The 15,784-nt window shown below is 57.1% G+C and carries 16 protein-coding genes, 1 other RNA gene and 1 pseudogene; 7 read left to right on the top strand and 11 right to left on the bottom strand.

From position 1 onward, the window contains the following. The first annotated feature begins 106 nt into the window (after positions 1 to 106). A complete protein-coding gene (locus NUX24_RS15385; protein ID WP_023310598.1) occupies positions 107 to 574 on the top strand; it encodes a YlaC family protein in 468 nt (155 codons plus the stop codon). Here NUX24_RS15385 and NUX24_RS15380 read toward each other — a convergent pair. Next, the gene (locus NUX24_RS15380) at positions 546 to 2,006 is read right to left on the bottom strand and encodes a PLP-dependent aminotransferase family protein (protein WP_257832610.1); all 1,461 of its coding nucleotides are present in this window, start codon (positions 2,004 to 2,006) and stop codon (positions 546 to 548) included. The genes NUX24_RS15385 and NUX24_RS15380 overlap by 29 nt on opposite strands. 101 nt (positions 2,007 to 2,107) lie before the next feature. Here NUX24_RS15380 and NUX24_RS15375 point away from each other — a divergent pair, with 101 nt between their 5' ends. After that, the gene (locus tag NUX24_RS15375; RefSeq protein ID WP_257832608.1) at positions 2,108 to 2,818 is read left to right on the top strand and encodes a GNAT family N-acetyltransferase; all 711 of its coding nucleotides are present in this window, start codon (positions 2,108 to 2,110) and stop codon (positions 2,816 to 2,818) included. On the opposite strand, the gene ykgO is transcribed toward NUX24_RS15375, so the two are convergent. Further along, positions 2,815 to 2,955: a type B 50S ribosomal protein L36 gene (ykgO, locus tag NUX24_RS15370; RefSeq protein ID WP_003859006.1), complete on the bottom strand. Its 141-nt coding sequence runs from the start codon at positions 2,953 to 2,955 to the stop codon at positions 2,815 to 2,817. The genes NUX24_RS15375 and ykgO overlap by 4 nt on opposite strands. Before the next feature lie 2 nt (positions 2,956 to 2,957). Further along, positions 2,958 to 3,218: a type B 50S ribosomal protein L31 gene (locus tag NUX24_RS15365; protein WP_006176933.1), complete on the bottom strand. Its 261-nt coding sequence runs from the start codon at positions 3,216 to 3,218 to the stop codon at positions 2,958 to 2,960. 220 nt (positions 3,219 to 3,438) lie between these two features. On the opposite strand from NUX24_RS15365, the gene NUX24_RS15360 reads away from it, so the two are divergent. Continuing rightward, positions 3,439 to 5,004: an EAL domain-containing protein gene (locus tag NUX24_RS15360; protein WP_047650449.1), complete on the top strand. Its 1,566-nt coding sequence runs from the start codon at positions 3,439 to 3,441 to the stop codon at positions 5,002 to 5,004. Here NUX24_RS15360 and NUX24_RS15355 read toward each other — a convergent pair. Next, positions 4,997 to 5,269: a metal-sensing transcriptional repressor gene (locus tag NUX24_RS15355; protein WP_023310594.1), complete on the bottom strand. Its 273-nt coding sequence runs from the start codon at positions 5,267 to 5,269 to the stop codon at positions 4,997 to 4,999. The genes NUX24_RS15360 and NUX24_RS15355 overlap by 8 nt on opposite strands. 133 nt (positions 5,270 to 5,402) lie before the next feature. On the opposite strand from NUX24_RS15355, the gene NUX24_RS15350 reads away from it, so the two are divergent. Beyond that, entirely contained in the window at positions 5,403 to 6,212 is an 810-nt protein-coding gene (locus NUX24_RS15350) for a nickel/cobalt efflux protein RcnA (protein WP_257832603.1), read from the top strand. A gap of 39 nt (positions 6,213 to 6,251) precedes the next feature. Here NUX24_RS15350 and NUX24_RS15345 read toward each other — a convergent pair whose 3' ends face one another. The 3 genes from NUX24_RS15345 to NUX24_RS15335 form a co-directional block, all read right to left on the bottom strand. After that, positions 6,252 to 9,341, bottom strand: a complete 3,090-nt coding sequence (locus tag NUX24_RS15345; RefSeq protein WP_257832601.1) for a beta-galactosidase — start codon at positions 9,339 to 9,341, stop codon at positions 6,252 to 6,254. Between the two features lie 102 nt (positions 9,342 to 9,443). After that, entirely contained in the window at positions 9,444 to 10,514 is a 1,071-nt protein-coding gene (locus tag NUX24_RS15340; protein WP_047650662.1) for a LacI family DNA-binding transcriptional regulator, read from the bottom strand. A gap of 77 nt (positions 10,515 to 10,591) precedes the next feature. Then, positions 10,592 to 11,203, bottom strand: coding sequence for a YitT family protein (locus tag NUX24_RS15335; RefSeq protein ID WP_023310590.1), 612 nt, complete (start codon positions 11,201 to 11,203; stop codon positions 10,592 to 10,594). Positions 11,204 to 11,289: 86 nt separating this feature from the next. On the opposite strand from NUX24_RS15335, the gene NUX24_RS15330 reads away from it, so the two are divergent. After that, positions 11,290 to 12,711 (top strand): PLP-dependent aminotransferase family protein, encoded by a 1,422-nt coding sequence (locus tag NUX24_RS15330; RefSeq protein ID WP_047650446.1) that lies wholly within the window; start codon positions 11,290 to 11,292, stop codon positions 12,709 to 12,711. Positions 12,712 to 12,792: 81 nt separating this feature from the next. Here the strand turns inward: NUX24_RS15330 and NUX24_RS15325 are convergent, their stop codons facing one another. From NUX24_RS15325 to ffs, 3 genes are all read right to left on the bottom strand, one after another. Next, positions 12,793 to 13,008: a hypothetical protein gene (locus NUX24_RS15325; RefSeq protein ID WP_023310588.1), complete on the bottom strand. Its 216-nt coding sequence runs from the start codon at positions 13,006 to 13,008 to the stop codon at positions 12,793 to 12,795. Beyond that, positions 13,005 to 13,256, bottom strand: a complete 252-nt coding sequence (locus NUX24_RS15320; RefSeq protein ID WP_126329096.1) for a hypothetical protein — start codon at positions 13,254 to 13,256, stop codon at positions 13,005 to 13,007. The genes NUX24_RS15325 and NUX24_RS15320 overlap by 4 nt, the downstream gene beginning before the upstream one ends. A 260-nt stretch (positions 13,257 to 13,516) precedes the next feature. After that, positions 13,517 to 13,613, bottom strand: an RNA gene (gene ffs, locus NUX24_RS15315) — signal recognition particle sRNA small type. Between the two features lie 84 nt (positions 13,614 to 13,697). Between ffs and NUX24_RS15310 the strand changes: the two are divergent. Beyond that, positions 13,698 to 14,095 (top strand): annotated as a pseudogene (locus tag NUX24_RS15310) (MGMT family protein). 33 nt (positions 14,096 to 14,128) lie between these two features. Here the strand turns inward: NUX24_RS15310 and NUX24_RS15305 are convergent. Beyond that, positions 14,129 to 14,656, bottom strand: coding sequence for a YbaY family lipoprotein (locus NUX24_RS15305; RefSeq protein ID WP_149323815.1), 528 nt, complete (start codon positions 14,654 to 14,656; stop codon positions 14,129 to 14,131). A 200-nt stretch (positions 14,657 to 14,856) separates the two neighbouring features. Between NUX24_RS15305 and tesB the strand changes: the two genes are divergently transcribed. Continuing rightward, positions 14,857 to 15,717, top strand: a complete 861-nt coding sequence (gene tesB / locus NUX24_RS15300; protein ID WP_023310585.1) for an acyl-CoA thioesterase II — start codon at positions 14,857 to 14,859, stop codon at positions 15,715 to 15,717. Positions 15,718 to 15,784: the final 67 nt, after the last annotated feature.

The following is a 15,784-nucleotide window of genomic DNA, read 5'->3' as shown; positions in this document are numbered from 1 at the left end:
GTCAACTGTTATGGTCTTTTAGCGCCAGACTGTTACTTTTTTCAGCCTGATGGCTCCCCTAAAATTGGCAGACACCCTGTATTGTCAACTCTCATGAAGGCAAAAAATGACCGAGATACAGCGCCTGCTTACCGCCACCATCGACGATCTTAACCTCCGCGAAAAGCGCGATAATCGCCCGCGCTTTAGCATTAGCTTTATTCGCAAACATCCCGGGCTGTTTGTCGCCATGTATGCCGCCTGGCTGGCGACGCTTATTGTGATGCTGAAGTCCGAAACGCTGGTGGACTCCGTCTGGCTGCTGGTTGTACTGTTTGTCGTCTTTAACGCCTTTTTCTTTTTCGACGTGAATCCGCGCTACCGTTACGAAGATATCGACGTGCTCGATTTTCGGGTCTGCTATAACGGCGAATGGTACAACACGCGTTACGTGCCAGAGGAGCTGATCGAAAACATCATGCATTCACCGGCGGTAGAAGCCGGGCAAAAAGAGAAGCTGCAGAAAATGGTCTCCACCAAAGGTCAGCTCTCTTTCTATGATGTCTTTACCCTTTCCCGCCCTGCTGCTGCGTAATTAACGTCTGCAGACGTCGGATCCCCGGCGCAAACTGAGAAGCAGGGGTATTGCCGTAACCTAAAACCAGACCGGTTTGCCCCTGCTTCGCCTCCAGGTAGTACCCGCTCAGAGCAGCGGGTGCCAGCTGAAACGCCCTCGCCTGCTCCACCATTATCTGATCGTCAATACCGTCTATTGCCAGCGTCAGATGCATCCCGCCTTCGCCAGCGAGAATACGGTGCGGCGTATTAAGCTCTGCGCCCAGCACTTCCCGTAGCTGTCGGTAACGCTTACGATAAAGACGACGCATGGAAGCCAAATGACGGGCATAGTGCCCCTCCTCAATAAACCGCGCCAGGGTACGCTGCTCCGCACGATGCCCCCCGCGCAGCAGCGAGCCGATGGCCGGATGCGCAGCTTTCGCCAGCGCTGGCGGTAACACCATGAACCCCACTCTGAGCGACGGAAACAGCGTTTTACTGAACGTCCCCAGATACACAACGGGCGCGTTAGCGACCATTCCCAGCATCGCCGGTACGGGCTCACCGGCATAGCGAAACTCGCTGTCGTAATCGTCTTCAATGATCCACGCGTTGTGCTGCCGTGCCAGCTCCAGCAGCGCCAACCGCCGCCGCGCGCTGAGCACGCTCCCGTAAGGGAACTGATGCGAAGGTGAGGTAAAAATCAGTGAGGGCGCAGGCGCATTCAGCCCTTCCCAGCACATTCCCTCGTCATCAACCGGTATTCCCGTCATTGCCAGGCCAGTTTTAACAAACGCACTCTTTGCCCCGCTATAACCGGGGTTTTCTACCCAGGCGACATCCCCAGGCTCGCTTAACAGCATCGTGCAGAGGTTGACTCCCTCAAGCGCTCCTTCGGTTATCACAATCTGGCTGGCATCGCAGTCGATACCGCGGGACAGGGCGAGATGCCGGGCAATCGCGGCACGCAGCGACGGCTCGCCGGCCGGGTCGCCATAGCCTAACAGGGCACTCCCCTCCTCGCGCAGGACGCGATCGTACAGTCGCCGCCACAGCGGCAAGGGGAAATAGTTAATGGCAGGCGTTCCCGGCGTAAACGCCATCACCGGGGTGTCGCGCGGCACGGGGGCGGGCAGCAAGGCGACCCGTTTTGTCAGCCTGACGTCAGGATCCGGCAATGTCCGGGCAATCGCACGATGAGCGAATTGCCCCACCCGCGTACCGTGACGGTTACGCAGCAAATAGCCTTCGAGCGTGAGCTGGTCCAGCGCCGCATTGACGGTATTTCGGGAAACCGAGATCTGCTGCGCCAGCGTTCGCGAACCGGGCAGCTGGCTGCCGGACCGAAGCCTTCCGCCCAGTATGGCCTCCCGCAAAGCAAGATAGAGCGCGCGCTGGAGCGTCTCCTGCCCACGCTTTTTCAGCGCAGCATGGAGCAAAGCGTAAAGCTCATCGCCCGGTATATTCATCTTCCCTCCTTGTGGTACCAGAAAAACATAGCCTGGTGGTCCTTTTTAAGGAACCAGCAATTCACTAATCTGGAGATCTTTTCAACGTCATGGAAATAAAGATGAATACATTCAATGAGTTTGGACAGCCCGTAGGCGAAGCCCTTATCGACTGGCAGCCTCGTCCGCACCCGTCCCGGGTGGTCCTTCATGGTCACTATTGTCGGCTTGAACCGCTGCGCGTGGAGCATGCCCACGCGTTGTTCTCCGCCTATTCCCTGGCCGAGGATACCCGCAGCTGGACGTGGCTGCTGCGTGAACCCGATGCCACCGCAGAGGAGTTTGCCGAATGGGTGGCGAGCGTAAGTGAATTATCCGACCCCATCCACTTTACCGTTATCGATAACCGGACCCAGTCCCCTGTCGGGACGCTGTCCCTGATGCGGATCGATCCCAAAAACGGGGTCGTGGAGGTGGGGCACGTTCACTTCTCACCGCTTTTAAGCCGCACGCCAGGGTCGACAGAGGCGCAGTATCTGCTGATGCGGTATGTGTTCGATACCCTGGGCTACCGGCGTTATGAATGGAAGTGCAATAGCCTGAACGAGCCTTCCCGCAAAGCGGCGCTGCGTCTGGGCTTTCAGTTTGAGGGTCGCTTTCGTCAGGCGCTGGTTATAAAAGGCCGTAACCGGGATACCGACTGGTTTTCGATTCTCGACAAAGAGTGGCCTGCGCTGGCGAGCGCCTTTGAAAGCTGGCTTGCCACCGACAATTTTACTGCCGATGGCAAACAGATTAGATCCCTGGAAAGCTGGCGAGAAACGCGCGTTTAGCGTCTTTTTTTACGTCCCTGAACCGCCTTAAAGCGCGGATTGGATTTGCAAATCACGTACAAGCGTCCCTTGCGTTTGACTATCTGGCAATCCGGGTGACGCTGCTTTGCACTGCGTAATGAGTTAAGTACCTGCATGGTTAGCCTCGCTTCGCATTGAGAAAACCGCCAAAACGCTTGCGGAAGCGTGCTGCGCTGCCGTCCGTGGAGAACGTTTTCTGCTTACCGGTATAAAACGGGTGCGATTTTGAAGAAACCTCGATGGTGATGTACGGATACGTCTCACCGTCGAGTTCAATTTCGCGGTCGGTTTTAATGGTTGAGCCTACTTTAAAGTATTCATTGGCACTGGTGTCGTGGAAAACCACGGTGCGATAGGCTGGGTGGATATTGGGTTTCATCGTAAATCCTTTATGTTTTGTTATAACATAACAAAATAATATCCAGGCCAGTTAGAAAAAACAACCCCCTCTCGCCTGGCGATATTTTCTCATTTGCCTGAGATAAAATGAAAACCATGCCAACCACGTGCTATAACTATATCATTTCGCGGTAAAATCTTTCTCTTCAGGCAGGGAACTCAATGCCCAGGAACGGGTGTACGAGGAAGGACACGACAGCATGAAAACCCGACATCTGGTCAGTCTGGTGACTGGCGTACTTATCTTTTCCGTGCTGGTCCCCATTTGCCTGAGCATCTGGCTGGCCCACCGCCAGGCGGAAGATAAATTTGCCGATGCGCTGGATAACTATGCCTCCCGCGTGCTGGTACGCACCGACAGGGTTGTGGATCAGGCAAAAGAAGCGCTCGATCACCTGCAGGCCTTTGAGGGTGTGCCGTGTAGCCCCTTGCAATTGCGGGAAATGCGCCGGGTCGCTTTCTCGTGGCGATATGTCCAGGAAGTGATTTATATCGACAACCTTCGACCGCTCTGCTCCTCCCTGGAGCAAACCAGTCATGCGTCCCCTTTCCCTCCTCCAATGCGCATTACCGAAGATGGTTACAGCGCGTGGCTGACCACGCAAAACGATCTTGGGTTTAACCGCTACATGACGGTGCTGGGAAAAGGCAACTACCTTGTGATGGTCGATCCTGCCTCGCTGGTGGACGTGATCCCTTTCGGCGAGATTGCGATTGATGCCGCTCTGGTAGGAAGCGCAACGCACCGCATATTCGCCAGCAGCAGCAAGCTCGACTCTCACATCCGCGACATGGTTCAGGAGCAGGGTGTGAAAAGCGTGCAGTACAACGGTTCAATGTACGTTATGAAGTCTGTACCTGAACTTGGGTTTACCGTCGTCGCATGGGCAACGCTCAAACCGCTCGCTGAAACCTGGCACCGGCAGCTTCTTTTCTGGTTACCGTTCGGCATGTTGATAAGCCTGCTCGCCGCACTGTTTGTCCTGCGGATCCTGCGGCGTATCCAGTCGCCGCGCAATCGCCTGCTTGACGCCATTCACAGCCGGGATTTTGTGGTTCACTATCAGCCCATCGTGGCGCTCTGTAGCGGAAAAATTGTGGGCGCTGAGGCGCTGACGCGCTGGCCCCAGCCGGACGGAAGTAGCCTCTCGCCGGATATTTTTGTCCCCCTTGCCGAGCAAACGGGGCTTATTTCGCAGCTGACGCAGTTAGTCATCGAAAAGGTGTTTGAAGATATGGGACACTGGCTGCAGCGTCATCCGGATCAGCATATCTCCATCAACCTCGCCCCTGCCGATTTAACCTCCGGCATCCTGCCGCCTCTGCTGAGTCAGCTTCTGAACAAGTGGCAAATCCATCCCCGACAGATCGCCCTTGAGCTCACCGAGCGTGGCTTTGCCGATCCCAAAATTAGCGCACCGGCTATCGCCGCATTCCGTCGTTCGGGCCACCCTGTCTACATTGATGATTTTGGCACGGGCTATTCCAGCCTGAGCTATCTGCAGGATCTGGACGTCGACACGCTAAAAATTGATAAATCGTTCGTGGATGCGCTGGAGTATAAAAACGTGACGCCGCACATCATTGAAATAGCGAAGTCGCTGAAGCTGGCGATGGTGGCGGAGGGCGTTGAAACCGCAGGGCAGCTCGCCTGGCTACACCGCCACGGCGTGCAGTACGGTCAGGGGTGGTTTTACAGTAAAGCGCTGCCAAAGACGGAATTTATTCTTTGGGCAGAAAATAACCTCGGAACGCACACTACTTGAGATAGGATTTCATCACCCGCAACACCACGCCAAGATCGGCTTCACGCTGCGCTTCTTCAGGCTCTTTCACCACATGATCGGTTAAATGCCCTTCGATCACCTGCATCATCATGCCATTGACCGCCCCGCGGATCGCCGCCAGCTGCTGTAAGACCTCGGCGCATTCGTGATCGCTGTTGAGCATTTTCTCCAGCGCGGTGCTCTGCCCCTGAATTTTCTTCAGGCGAGTCAGTAACATCTTCTTGTCTCGAACGGTATGTGACATCTCTGTACCCCTTGTTTTTAGCTTTTAAAGCATATCACGCTCTACTCCCCCTGAGTATTTTTCTACTGGGGGGTAGTATTAAACTACTGGGGGGGAGTAGTATCTCCGCACGCTTTCCACTCCGGAATTTCCCATGACCGATTTTGCTTCACTCCTTCAGCAGGGCAACGCCTGGCTGTTTGTTCCCAGCGCTATCCTGCTCGGTGCACTGCATGGCCTGGAACCGGGCCATTCAAAAACAATGATGGCCGCCTTTATTGTTGCCATCCGCGGCACGCTGAAACAGGCGGTACTGCTCGGCCTGGCGGCCACGCTCTCCCATACGGCGGTGGTCTGGCTCGTTGCGATGGCGGGACTATGGTTTGGTCGGGGCTGGGATGCGCACACGTCCGAACCCTGGTTCCAGCTGTTCTCCGGGGTGCTGATCGTTGCGATCGCCCTGTGGATGGCGTGGCGAACCTGGAAAGAGAGTCAGCCACACGATCGTCATCACCACCATGACCATGACCATGACCACCATCATGATCATCACCACCACGAACACCCGCTGGTTGAAGAAGAGTGGCAGGACGCTCACCAGCGCGCTCACGCGCAGGATATTAACCGCCGCTTCAGCGGTCAAAACGTCACCACCGGACAGATCGTGATGTTTGGCCTCACCGGCGGGCTTATCCCCTGCCCGGCGTCAATCACCGTGCTGCTGATCTGCCTGCAGCTGAAGCATTTTGCCCTCGGCGCAACGCTGGTGTTCAGCTTCAGTATTGGTCTGGCGTTAACGCTGGTCGCTTCCGGCGCGATTGCCGCCTTAAGCCTCAAACATGCGACAAAACGCTGGCCCGGGTTTAGCGAATTCTCCCGTAAAGCGCCGTGGATCTCCGCTGCTCTGATTACCGTAGTCGGGATTTATATGAGCCTGCATGGCCTGAGCGGCATTCTGGAGTAAGCGTGCGGCCACGCTCTGTGGCCGCAACTTCATGATTAGTTAAGGGTTCTGCTGCCAGCTGAAGGTATAGCGAAGCTGACGTGTCTGCAGAATGAATTCCGGTGAAACGCTGGGACTCCAGGAGTCGTCGCCGCCCACGCCCATATGGAACGCATCGAGGTTAAGCCAGCATCCCGGCTCTTCCCGCAGCAGATGATGATGGGTTGTCTCACGCAGCTGCTGCTGACCGTAGCGGCTCACCGAGAAGTGGAACCGGCCGTTCAGCTGATGCGTTCCCACCACAAGTTCCCGCGTATCACAGCGCAACCCATTTTCCGTCGGGAAGATATACGGCGTGTGCATGGCCTCGAGAGGTAATGTCCAGCGCCCCTGCCGTGCAGCCAGCTTTCTGTCCGGATAGTTTTCATGCGGCCCCAGCCCCAGCCAGTGAACGTTTTCCGGCGTTTCGGCAAGATGAACGCTCAGACCAATGCGCGCAGGCTCCGGGATATCAGATGCAATATCGACCTGAATATCGCCATGCAGAACTCCCCGATCGTCCACCCGCCAGACTTTACGGCTCATGAACAGGGCTTTGCCGAGATACTCAAGGACGTGCTGGGTTGTGACCATCACTTCACCCGCATGCTGCTCTGCCTGACAGTGCAGAACGCGCGAGGTGAGATCGTACATGCCCGCCGCTTTCCAGCGTTCAACCCAGGCGTTCGGATCGATCTTCGTCGCTTCACTCACGCCAATGTCGTTGTCCAGCGGCGCGCGGCTGACGTTATCCGTCAGAGGTGAAAGCAGCGTTTCAACGCCATTTCGCCACCATTGAGTCAGATTTCCGGTTGAGCGATCGAATTGCCAGCGCTGTTGATGATGGGAGATCTCCAGGATGCGATCGTTTTGCGTTAACACCGGAGGCTCGCCCGCCGGGGCTGGCGGAGCAATAAAGAGGGGAGCCGGCAGCGGCCACTGCTCCCACGCGCAGCGATGGTCAGCAGGTGACCACGGCGTTGCCCGCGGCTGGCGTACTTCAAGGTTAAGCCAGACCTCACCCGGCCCGGCTTTCAGCTCCGGCAGGTCAATCTCCAGACGCTGGGTGCCTTCAGGCGCCATCGAGAGCGTCATCTCGCCCGCGGCCAGCACGTCCCCGTCCCGGACAACCGTCCAGTTCAGCACTTCGTTATCGGTATGGCGGAACAGGTAGCCGCTTTGCACCTCAATCACCAGCGGAGAGGTGCTGACCCGCGTAAAGGTAAAGAACTGCTGGGCGCGCTGCGCCTCGTACAGCGCCGGGTGCGGCGAGCGATCGGGGAACACCAGCCCGTTAAGACAGAACTGCCGATCGTTCGGCTTATCGCCGAAGTCTCCGCCGTAGGCCCAGAACGTATTGCCCTTTTCGTCCCGTTTCGTCAGGGCCTGATCGACCCAGTCCCAGACAAACCCGCCCTGCAGGCGAGGATGGCTGCGAAACGCTTCCCAGTATTTCGCAAACCCGCCAAAGCTATTTCCCATCGCGTGGGCATATTCACAGAGGATCAGCGGGCGCGTTTCGTCCGGCATGCCGATCCATTTCTTGATTGACCATTTAGGCACTGCCGGGAAAGGCTGATCCCAATCGACCCGGGCGTACATCGGACAGACAATATCGGTCGCCGCGGTGTTCGCGCCGCCGCCTTCATACTGCACCGGACGCGTAGGATCGGTGGTTTTCAGCCAGCGGTACAGCGCATCGTGATTCGCGCCGTGGCCCGACTCATTGCCCAGAGACCAGATGATAACCGAGGGATGGTTACGATCGCGCTGCACCATGCGGGTCACGCGCTCGCTCATCGCGGGCAGCCAGCGCGGATCGTCAGCAAGGCGGCTCATCGGCACCATGCCGTGCGTTTCGATATTGGCTTCGTCAACGACGTACAGCCCGTAGCGGTCGCAAAGCCGGTACCACAGGGGATGGTTCGGGTAGTGCGAGCAGCGCACGGCGTTGAAGTTGTGCTGCTTCATGATTTCGATATCGCGGCGCATGGTCGCTTCGTCCATCACCTGGCCGTTTTCCGGATGATGCTCGTGCCGGTTAACCCCGCGGACTAGCAGCGGTTTACCGTTGAGCTTCAGCAGGCCATTGCTGATTTCAACGCGGCGGAAGCCTACGTCGCACGCCTCAACCTCCAGAACCTCACCCTGCGGGTCAAGAAGCGCAATCGTCAGGCGGTACAGTTCTGGCGTTTCAGCACTCCAGAGCGCGGGCTGGTCAACGGGGATCGACGCCGTTAAGCGCTCTGCCCAGCTGCCGCGCTCGTCGACGATGGCAGCCCCCGGACGCCGGGAAACGCTGGCGCATTTTTCACCCCTGCGCCACAGGGTCATGACCACCTCGCAGTCCGCAAAGCCGGCGCCTGCCAGCGCGACATCAACCTTCAGCACCGCGCGGTCCAGCTCCTCATTCAGATCCGTCACTACGTGATAGTCGGCAATCTGCGTCTCGGGTTTATGCAGCAAGGTCACATCGCGGAAGATGCCGCTCATGCGCCACATGTCCTGATCTTCCAGATAGCTGCCGTCGCACCAGCGCAATACCATCACCGCCAGGCGGTTCTGCCCGGGGCGTAATGCCGCCGAGAGGTCAAATTCGGCGGGCAAGCGGCTGTCCTGGGAGTAGCCCATCCACTGACCGTTGCACCAGAGATGGAACGCCGAGTTCACGCCGTCGAAGATGATGCGGGTCTGCCCGCTATGAAGCCAGGCGTCATCCACCTCAAATGTGAGCGAGTAACAACCGGTAGGGTTTTCCTGCGGCACAAAAGGCGGATTAACGGGAATGGGATAGGTGACATTGGTATAAATGGGCGTGTCGAACCCCTGCATCTGCCAGTTAGACGGCACGGGCATCGCAACGGCATCTGCACAATCTTCGGTTACCCATGCCTGAGGAACCCGTTCCGGTGCAGTAAAGTAGCTAAACCGCCACACTCCGTTCAGAGAGTGCCTGCTGGTCGATCCAGCGTCCTCTCTGGCAGAGGGCTCATTGCGCCAGCTGTGCAACGGCGCGTGTGCGGCCAGACGGTTCCACTGGGTGACGCCAGGATTTTCCCAGTCCCGACGGGCCAGAATGGCGCTGAGGGTCAGCGGTGAAGTGGTGGACATAGTAACCTCTTTGCGAAGCGCTCACAATTTTGGTTAACATGCCCTGGCACCGGGCAACGGTAAAGCGTTCAATCGCGGGGTAGCGAGTCCGATCACAAAGTTTTATTTGCGGGCAATCTGCTCGGCAAGCAGTGCCAGGCTTCTGAGCTGCTGCGCCAGATCCTCGCGCTCGGCCTGCTTCGGGTTGCGGCGCGCGCTGGAATGACGGGAAACCAGCGTCACCGGCAGTTGAACCTGCCAGCACGTCTCGCCTCCGGTAGGGGCCAGCAGCCACTCCACGCTGCGTTCGCCCGCCTCGCGAAACGCCTGACGAATGGTCGTCAACGGCGGGGAAAACCATGCGCTGTCGGCCGTATCGTCAAACCCCACCACCGAAAGCTGGCCTGGGATCGCGATCCCTTTTTCCGCGCAGGCGCGCATCACCCCGAGCGCCATCTGATCGTTCGCCACCAGAATCGCGTCCGGTAATGCCGCACCCGACAGCAGCACGTGTCCCTTCTCGTAACCGCTGGCCGCGCTCCAGTCACCGTAGGCCACAGCCGTCGCGTTAAGACCCGCCTGCGCCAGCGTCGCTTTCCACCCTGCCAGGCGCGCCCGCGCAGAGACCGAGCTTTCCGGCCCGCTCAGCAGGGCAATATTCCGATGCTCCAGCGACAGCAGATGCTCAACGCCCAGACGCGCCCCCTGCTCCGCGTTAAACACGAGGCTGTTTACCCGCGCTGAGGGCGCCACATCGAGGAACAGCACCGGGACGGGCGACGCCAGCGCCCCAAGCTCTTCGGCGTCAGGATCGTCAAGCGGCACGTTCACCAGCAGCGCGTCCACCCGCTGTGCCAACAGCGCCTGAAGCGCGGCCTGACACTGCTGGGGTTGCTCCACCATGGAAATCAGGACGCTCGCCCCCTGTTCCGCCGCACGCGATTTGACCGCCGACACAATTTGTGAAGGCGCGTGCAGGGCCAGGTCAGTCGTGATGAGGCCCAGCGAACGGGTGCGTTTACCCGCCAGCTGCTGTGCCCGTAGGTTAGGAACGTAGTGCAGCTCCGCCATCGCCTGCTGCACCTTTTCTCGCGTGCGGGCAGACACATGTTCCGCATCGTTAATGACGCGCGAAACGGTCTGGTAAGAAACCCCCGCAAGGAGGGCGACATCATAGAGAGTGATTGCTTTCATGCTTTCTGGCATCGCGATTTTCGAAGCGCCTATTCTGGCACAGCGACGCCGTTAAAACATGTGAGCGCTTCGCAAAATTAAACCACCCGCTCCGGCTGGGGGATTTCCGCAATGCGCGGCTTCTGGCGGAACCAGGGCAGACAGAGCTGGATAAGCGGGCCAATGGTCAGAGCATAGAGTACGGTTCCCACCCCAAACGTGCCGCCAAGCACGCACCCAATCAGCAGGACGGACACCTCAATTGAGGTACGCACGCTGCGAATAGACCACCCCAGCCGGGCGTGAATCCCGGTCATCAGGCCGTCGCGCGGGCCTGGTCCGAAACCGGCCCCGATGTACATGCTGGTCGCAATCGCGTTCATCACGATGCCCGACACCAGGAAAGCAATTCGAACGGGTAACGAATCCAGCTCCGGGATAAGCGCCATGCTGGCGTCCGCCGCCAGACCGATACAAATCACGTTGCTTATCGTGCCAAGGCCCGGCATCTGGCGCAGCGGGATCCACAGCAGCAGCACCGCAGCGCCGGTCACAATGATCACCGTCCCGATAGTCATCCCCAGCTGCATCCCCACCCCGAGGTGAAACACATCCCAGGGATCGACACCCAAATCGGAACGAATGAACATCGCGGTGGAAAGGCCATACAGTCCTAAACCGACATAAAGTTGTAGCAGACGACGTACCATTTTTATCTTCTCCAGTGAACCAGGCTTTCATCCTGACCTAAAATGGCACTATGATTAATGTCCAGTTTTCAAATAGTGGACTGCATATGTCATCACGCCGCTTCGGAAGCCAGTCGCTGGTACGCCTTTTAGGCCACTGGCAGCAAGCCTCATCCCGCACCCCGCTCTGGCGACAGCTTGCCGACGCGCTGCGTTTGTTAATTCTGGATGGGCGTCTGGCACTGAATACGCGGCTGCCGGGTGAGCGCGAGCTGGCCTCTGCGCTGGACGTGAGCCGAACCACCGTCAGCAGCGCGCTCGCCCACCTGCGTGAAGAAGGGTACCTTGAAAGCCGCCACGGTAGCGGGTCGCGGGTCATTCTCCCGGACACGCGCGCCGTTCCAACCCTTTCCGCGGCGAGCGCCGCACTGGATCTCTCCACTGCCGCCCTGAATGCCGGGCCGGAGATCCATCAGGCTTATACCCATGCGCTCACGGCCATTACCCCGCATCTCTCGCTGACGGGCTACGATCAGCTTGGGCTGCCGACGCTGCGGGAGGCCATCGCTGCGCGCTACACCGCGCGGGGTCTTCCCACCCGCGCAGATGAAGTGATGGTGGTCAATGGTGCCGTCAGCGGCTTTGCGCTGGTACTGCGGATGATGACCGGGCCGGGGGACCGCGTCGTGGTCGATCATCCCACCTATCCGCTGGCGATTGCCGCCATTCAGGGGGCGCAATGTCGGCCAGTCGGGGTGTCGCTGCCGGAAACCGGCTGGGATACGGATGGCTTTGCCGCAACGCTTGCCCAGACGGCGCCGCGCCTGGCCTACCTGATGCCAGATTTTCATAATCCGACCGGGCGCTGTATGGATATCGCCACCCGTCGGGCCATCACGGATATTGCAGCCCAAACCCGCACGGCGCTGGTGGTGGATGAAACGATGGTGGATCTCTGGTTTGATGCGCCTCCCCCGCCACCGCTGGCCGCCTTTAACCCGCAGGCCACCGTCATCACCTTAGGCTCTGCCGGTAAAAGCTTCTGGGGCGGGCTGCGTCTCGGCTGGATCCGTGCCTCATCGCGCATCATCGCCACGCTTGCCCAGACGCGGGATACCCTGGATTTAGGCTCGCCGCTGCTGGAACAGCTGGCAATGCAATGGCTCATTAATAACAGCGAGACGTTTCTGCCCGCACGCCGGAAGATGCTGGCAGAACGGCGCGATCGCTGTGGTGACCTGCTGCGCGAACATTTCCCGGAGTGGAAATTCCACGAGGCGGAAGGCGGGCTCTCTTACTGGATAGAGCTCCCGGGCATGCTGGCGACACAGCTTGCCGCACGGGCAGAAATAATCGGGATTAACCTGGGAACCGGGACGCGATTTGGTTTATCAGGGGCGTTTGACCGCTATTTACGTATGCCCTTCTCGCTGGAATCGACAGAGCTTGAGCAGGCGTTACTGAGGATCAAACCGTTATGGCTCGCCCTGAATAAAAACGTGCCATCGTTAAAACGCAGCGTGATCTAATATTAAAATATTTGAAGCAGATCATAAAATAAAAACTGCTGACTGTAACATATGCAGTCAGCAGTTTTTACTGGTCAGGTTTTAATGCTGAGGAGGAATAGGAAAGCCTTTTAGTGAAATAACGAAGTTATCACCGTCTTTCTTTATTTTTGCACCGGTATCACACCAGTCAGACGCAATACGAAAGAACTCATCGCTTCCAACATTCCAGCCAAGACGTACATGCTTCACGTAGCCTGAACGCAACAGATCGCAGGCCTCGTTGTAGTCACTGGCGGTTGACAGTTGTTGTTTCATTTTCTCTTCTTCAGAAGTTTACGTAGAGCCTTGATTTCTTTAGGAGTAAAAGGAGAAACACTCTCTTCTTCCGTATGCTGATTATCAATATCCTCTTCCGATACTCCCGCCTCTTCTACTGCTTCGAATGCCAGCAGCAGCAGTTTCTCTGTCGTCACGCTTAAATTCTCGTTATTGCTTTCCGCATAGTGGCGAAGCCTTTCTTTTAGCGCGTCATCAATCTTAACGTTTAATACCGCTGTAGCCATGTTTGTCACTTCCCTTCGGAATAAGTACTTTATTTAATACACGAAGTTAACAATATTATCCAGATATATATTTTTTTGAGTTATGGAAGAAAATAACCGTCCGATTATAAAATGACAGTCTATTATTACAGGTTTATGACAATAATATTTCAGTCCGATGAAATATATATTACACGATATAGACGTAGTTTAATTGTGGAGTAATGATGCAAGGGAGAGGTGAAGCTGAAGAATCTTATGAGGCCACAAATGGGTGGGGGCCCTGCCAGCTACATCCCGGCACACACGTCGTCTGCCCTGGCTGCTTCCTTCCGGACCTGACCTGGTGAACAGAGTAGCGTTGCGGGAGAACCAACAGAGCCCCCATTGAGAGCGTTGATAACCAACGCGCTGGCGCATTATCCCTGTGCTAAAGCCCAATTGCAAGCGACCAGCAACCGGATGCTGGTTTCTTGCGCAAACAGGCGCAGCAATCATGACGATCTTCGTTTACCATAGCTTTGCATAAACTCCCCACAGGTAAAGGTATGGACGAACACGACTCCTTTCCACAGCGCGTATGGCAAATCGTGGCCTCAATCCCGGAAGGCTTTGTCACCACCTATGGTGATGTCGCGCGTCTGGCCGGTTCCCCGCGCGCGGCGCGGCAGGTTGGAGGCGTCCTGAAACGACTGCCGGAAGGAAGTACGCTGCCCTGGCATCGGGTGGTGAATCGTCATGGTGCCATTTCGCTCACCGGACCGGATCTCCAGCGTCAGCGTCAGGCTTTACATGCAGACGGAGTGCAGGTGTCGGGGTCGGGTCAGATCGATTTGCAGAAGTTTCGCTGGGTGTATTGACCCCTCTCCTGAAGGAGAGGGGCAATGCAGACATTACATCTGAGTCGGTGGGGTTGGCAGGGACGGCTGATTGGTCTGCGGTGCGATCGGTACTTCGGTCTGCTGCACCGGCACCAGGTTCAGATCAATTTTGGTACCACCGTTGTTAATCGCTTCCTGGACCGTATCGGTGATAAAGACCAGCTTACCGTTAATCGTTACCGCAGCACTCAGCAGGATGCGGGCGTTAGGCTGCACGTCCGACGGGTTATACGGCAACACGAAGCTAAACGGCGCCTGCTTGCCTTCAGTACGAACGGCACGCTGGGCCACAACTTTCGACGGCGCGTCAGCCAGAGAAGCATCCGACAATGTTACGGTTAATACCGCATCTGGCGGCAACGCAACTCTCTGTTTAATCCAGATGGTACCGGAAACGTTAGGCTGCTGAATGGATTGCTGCGAAAGGGTATTAATCCCGTTCGGGTCTGCAGCTGGTACCGGCACCTGGGCGCTCTTACCGGCACAGGCGGACAACGCCACCGCAATAGCTACACCACTTAGCATGGGCACGAGTTTCATTGAAGTCTCCTTATCAATGCACCAGCGGGATCGATCCCATCCGATGTCGTTTCAATCACATAACGTATTCAAGTGTGGCACAGATCACCGATTTATGCCTGAAAACGTCACGATATTCAGATTATTCTACCCATCGGACCACTTTCATTTCTGCGTTATACTCTGCCTATCTTTCGCTACGGCGTTTATTGAGGACAACTATGAGTCAGGCACTGAACAATCTGCTGACATTACTGAATCTGGAAAAAATTGAGGAAGGACTCTTTCGCGGACAGAGCGAGGATCTCGGCTTACGCCAGGTCTTCGGGGGGCAAGTCGTCGGACAGGCTCTGTACGCAGCAAAGGAGACCGTCCCGGCAGACCGCCTGGTGCATTCATTCCACAGCTACTTCTTACGCCCTGGCGATAGCGCAAAACCGATTGTGTATGACGTTGAAGTCCTGAGAGACGGCAACAGCTTCAGCGCGCGCCGCGTAGCGGCCATTCAGAGCGGCAAGCCGATTTTTTACATGACCGCCTCTTTCCAGGCGCCGGAACCCGGCTACGAGCATCAAAAAGTGATGCCCCCGGCTCCGTCACCCGACTCTTTGAAATCAGAGACGGATATCGCCCGCGCGCTGGCGCATCTGCTTCCGCCGCAGGTCAAAGAGAAGTTTCTCTGCGATAAGCCGCTGGAGATCCGCCCGGTTGAATTCCACAATCCGATGAAAGGCCATACCGCCGAGCCGAAACGCCAGGTCTGGATCCGTGCCAACGGGACCGTGCCGGAAGATTTCCGCGTGCATCAGTATCTGCTCGGCTATGCGTCAGATTTCAACTTCCTGCCGGTGGCGCTGCAGCCGCACGGGGTAGGTTTCCTGGAAAAAGGAATGCAGGTCGCGACAATCGATCACTCAATGTGGTTCCACCGTCCGTTCAACATGAATGAGTGGCTGCTTTACAGCGTGGAGAGTACGTCAGCGTCAAGCGCGCGCGGGTTTGTGCGTGGGGAGTTTTATACTCAGGACGGCGTGCTGGTCGCGTCTACGGTGCAGGAAGGGGTGATGCGTAATCGCGGGTGATTGTGTACGGCCTGATGCCCTCACCCTGACTATCTCCCGCGAGGAGAAGGAATAAACATTAAAAACG

This window comes from Enterobacter sp. HG048 (assembly GCF_024702055.1).
Classification (GTDB): Bacteria; Pseudomonadota; Gammaproteobacteria; order Enterobacterales; family Enterobacteriaceae; genus Enterobacter; species Enterobacter dykesii.
This window is presented reverse-complemented; position numbering and strand designations above follow the sequence as displayed.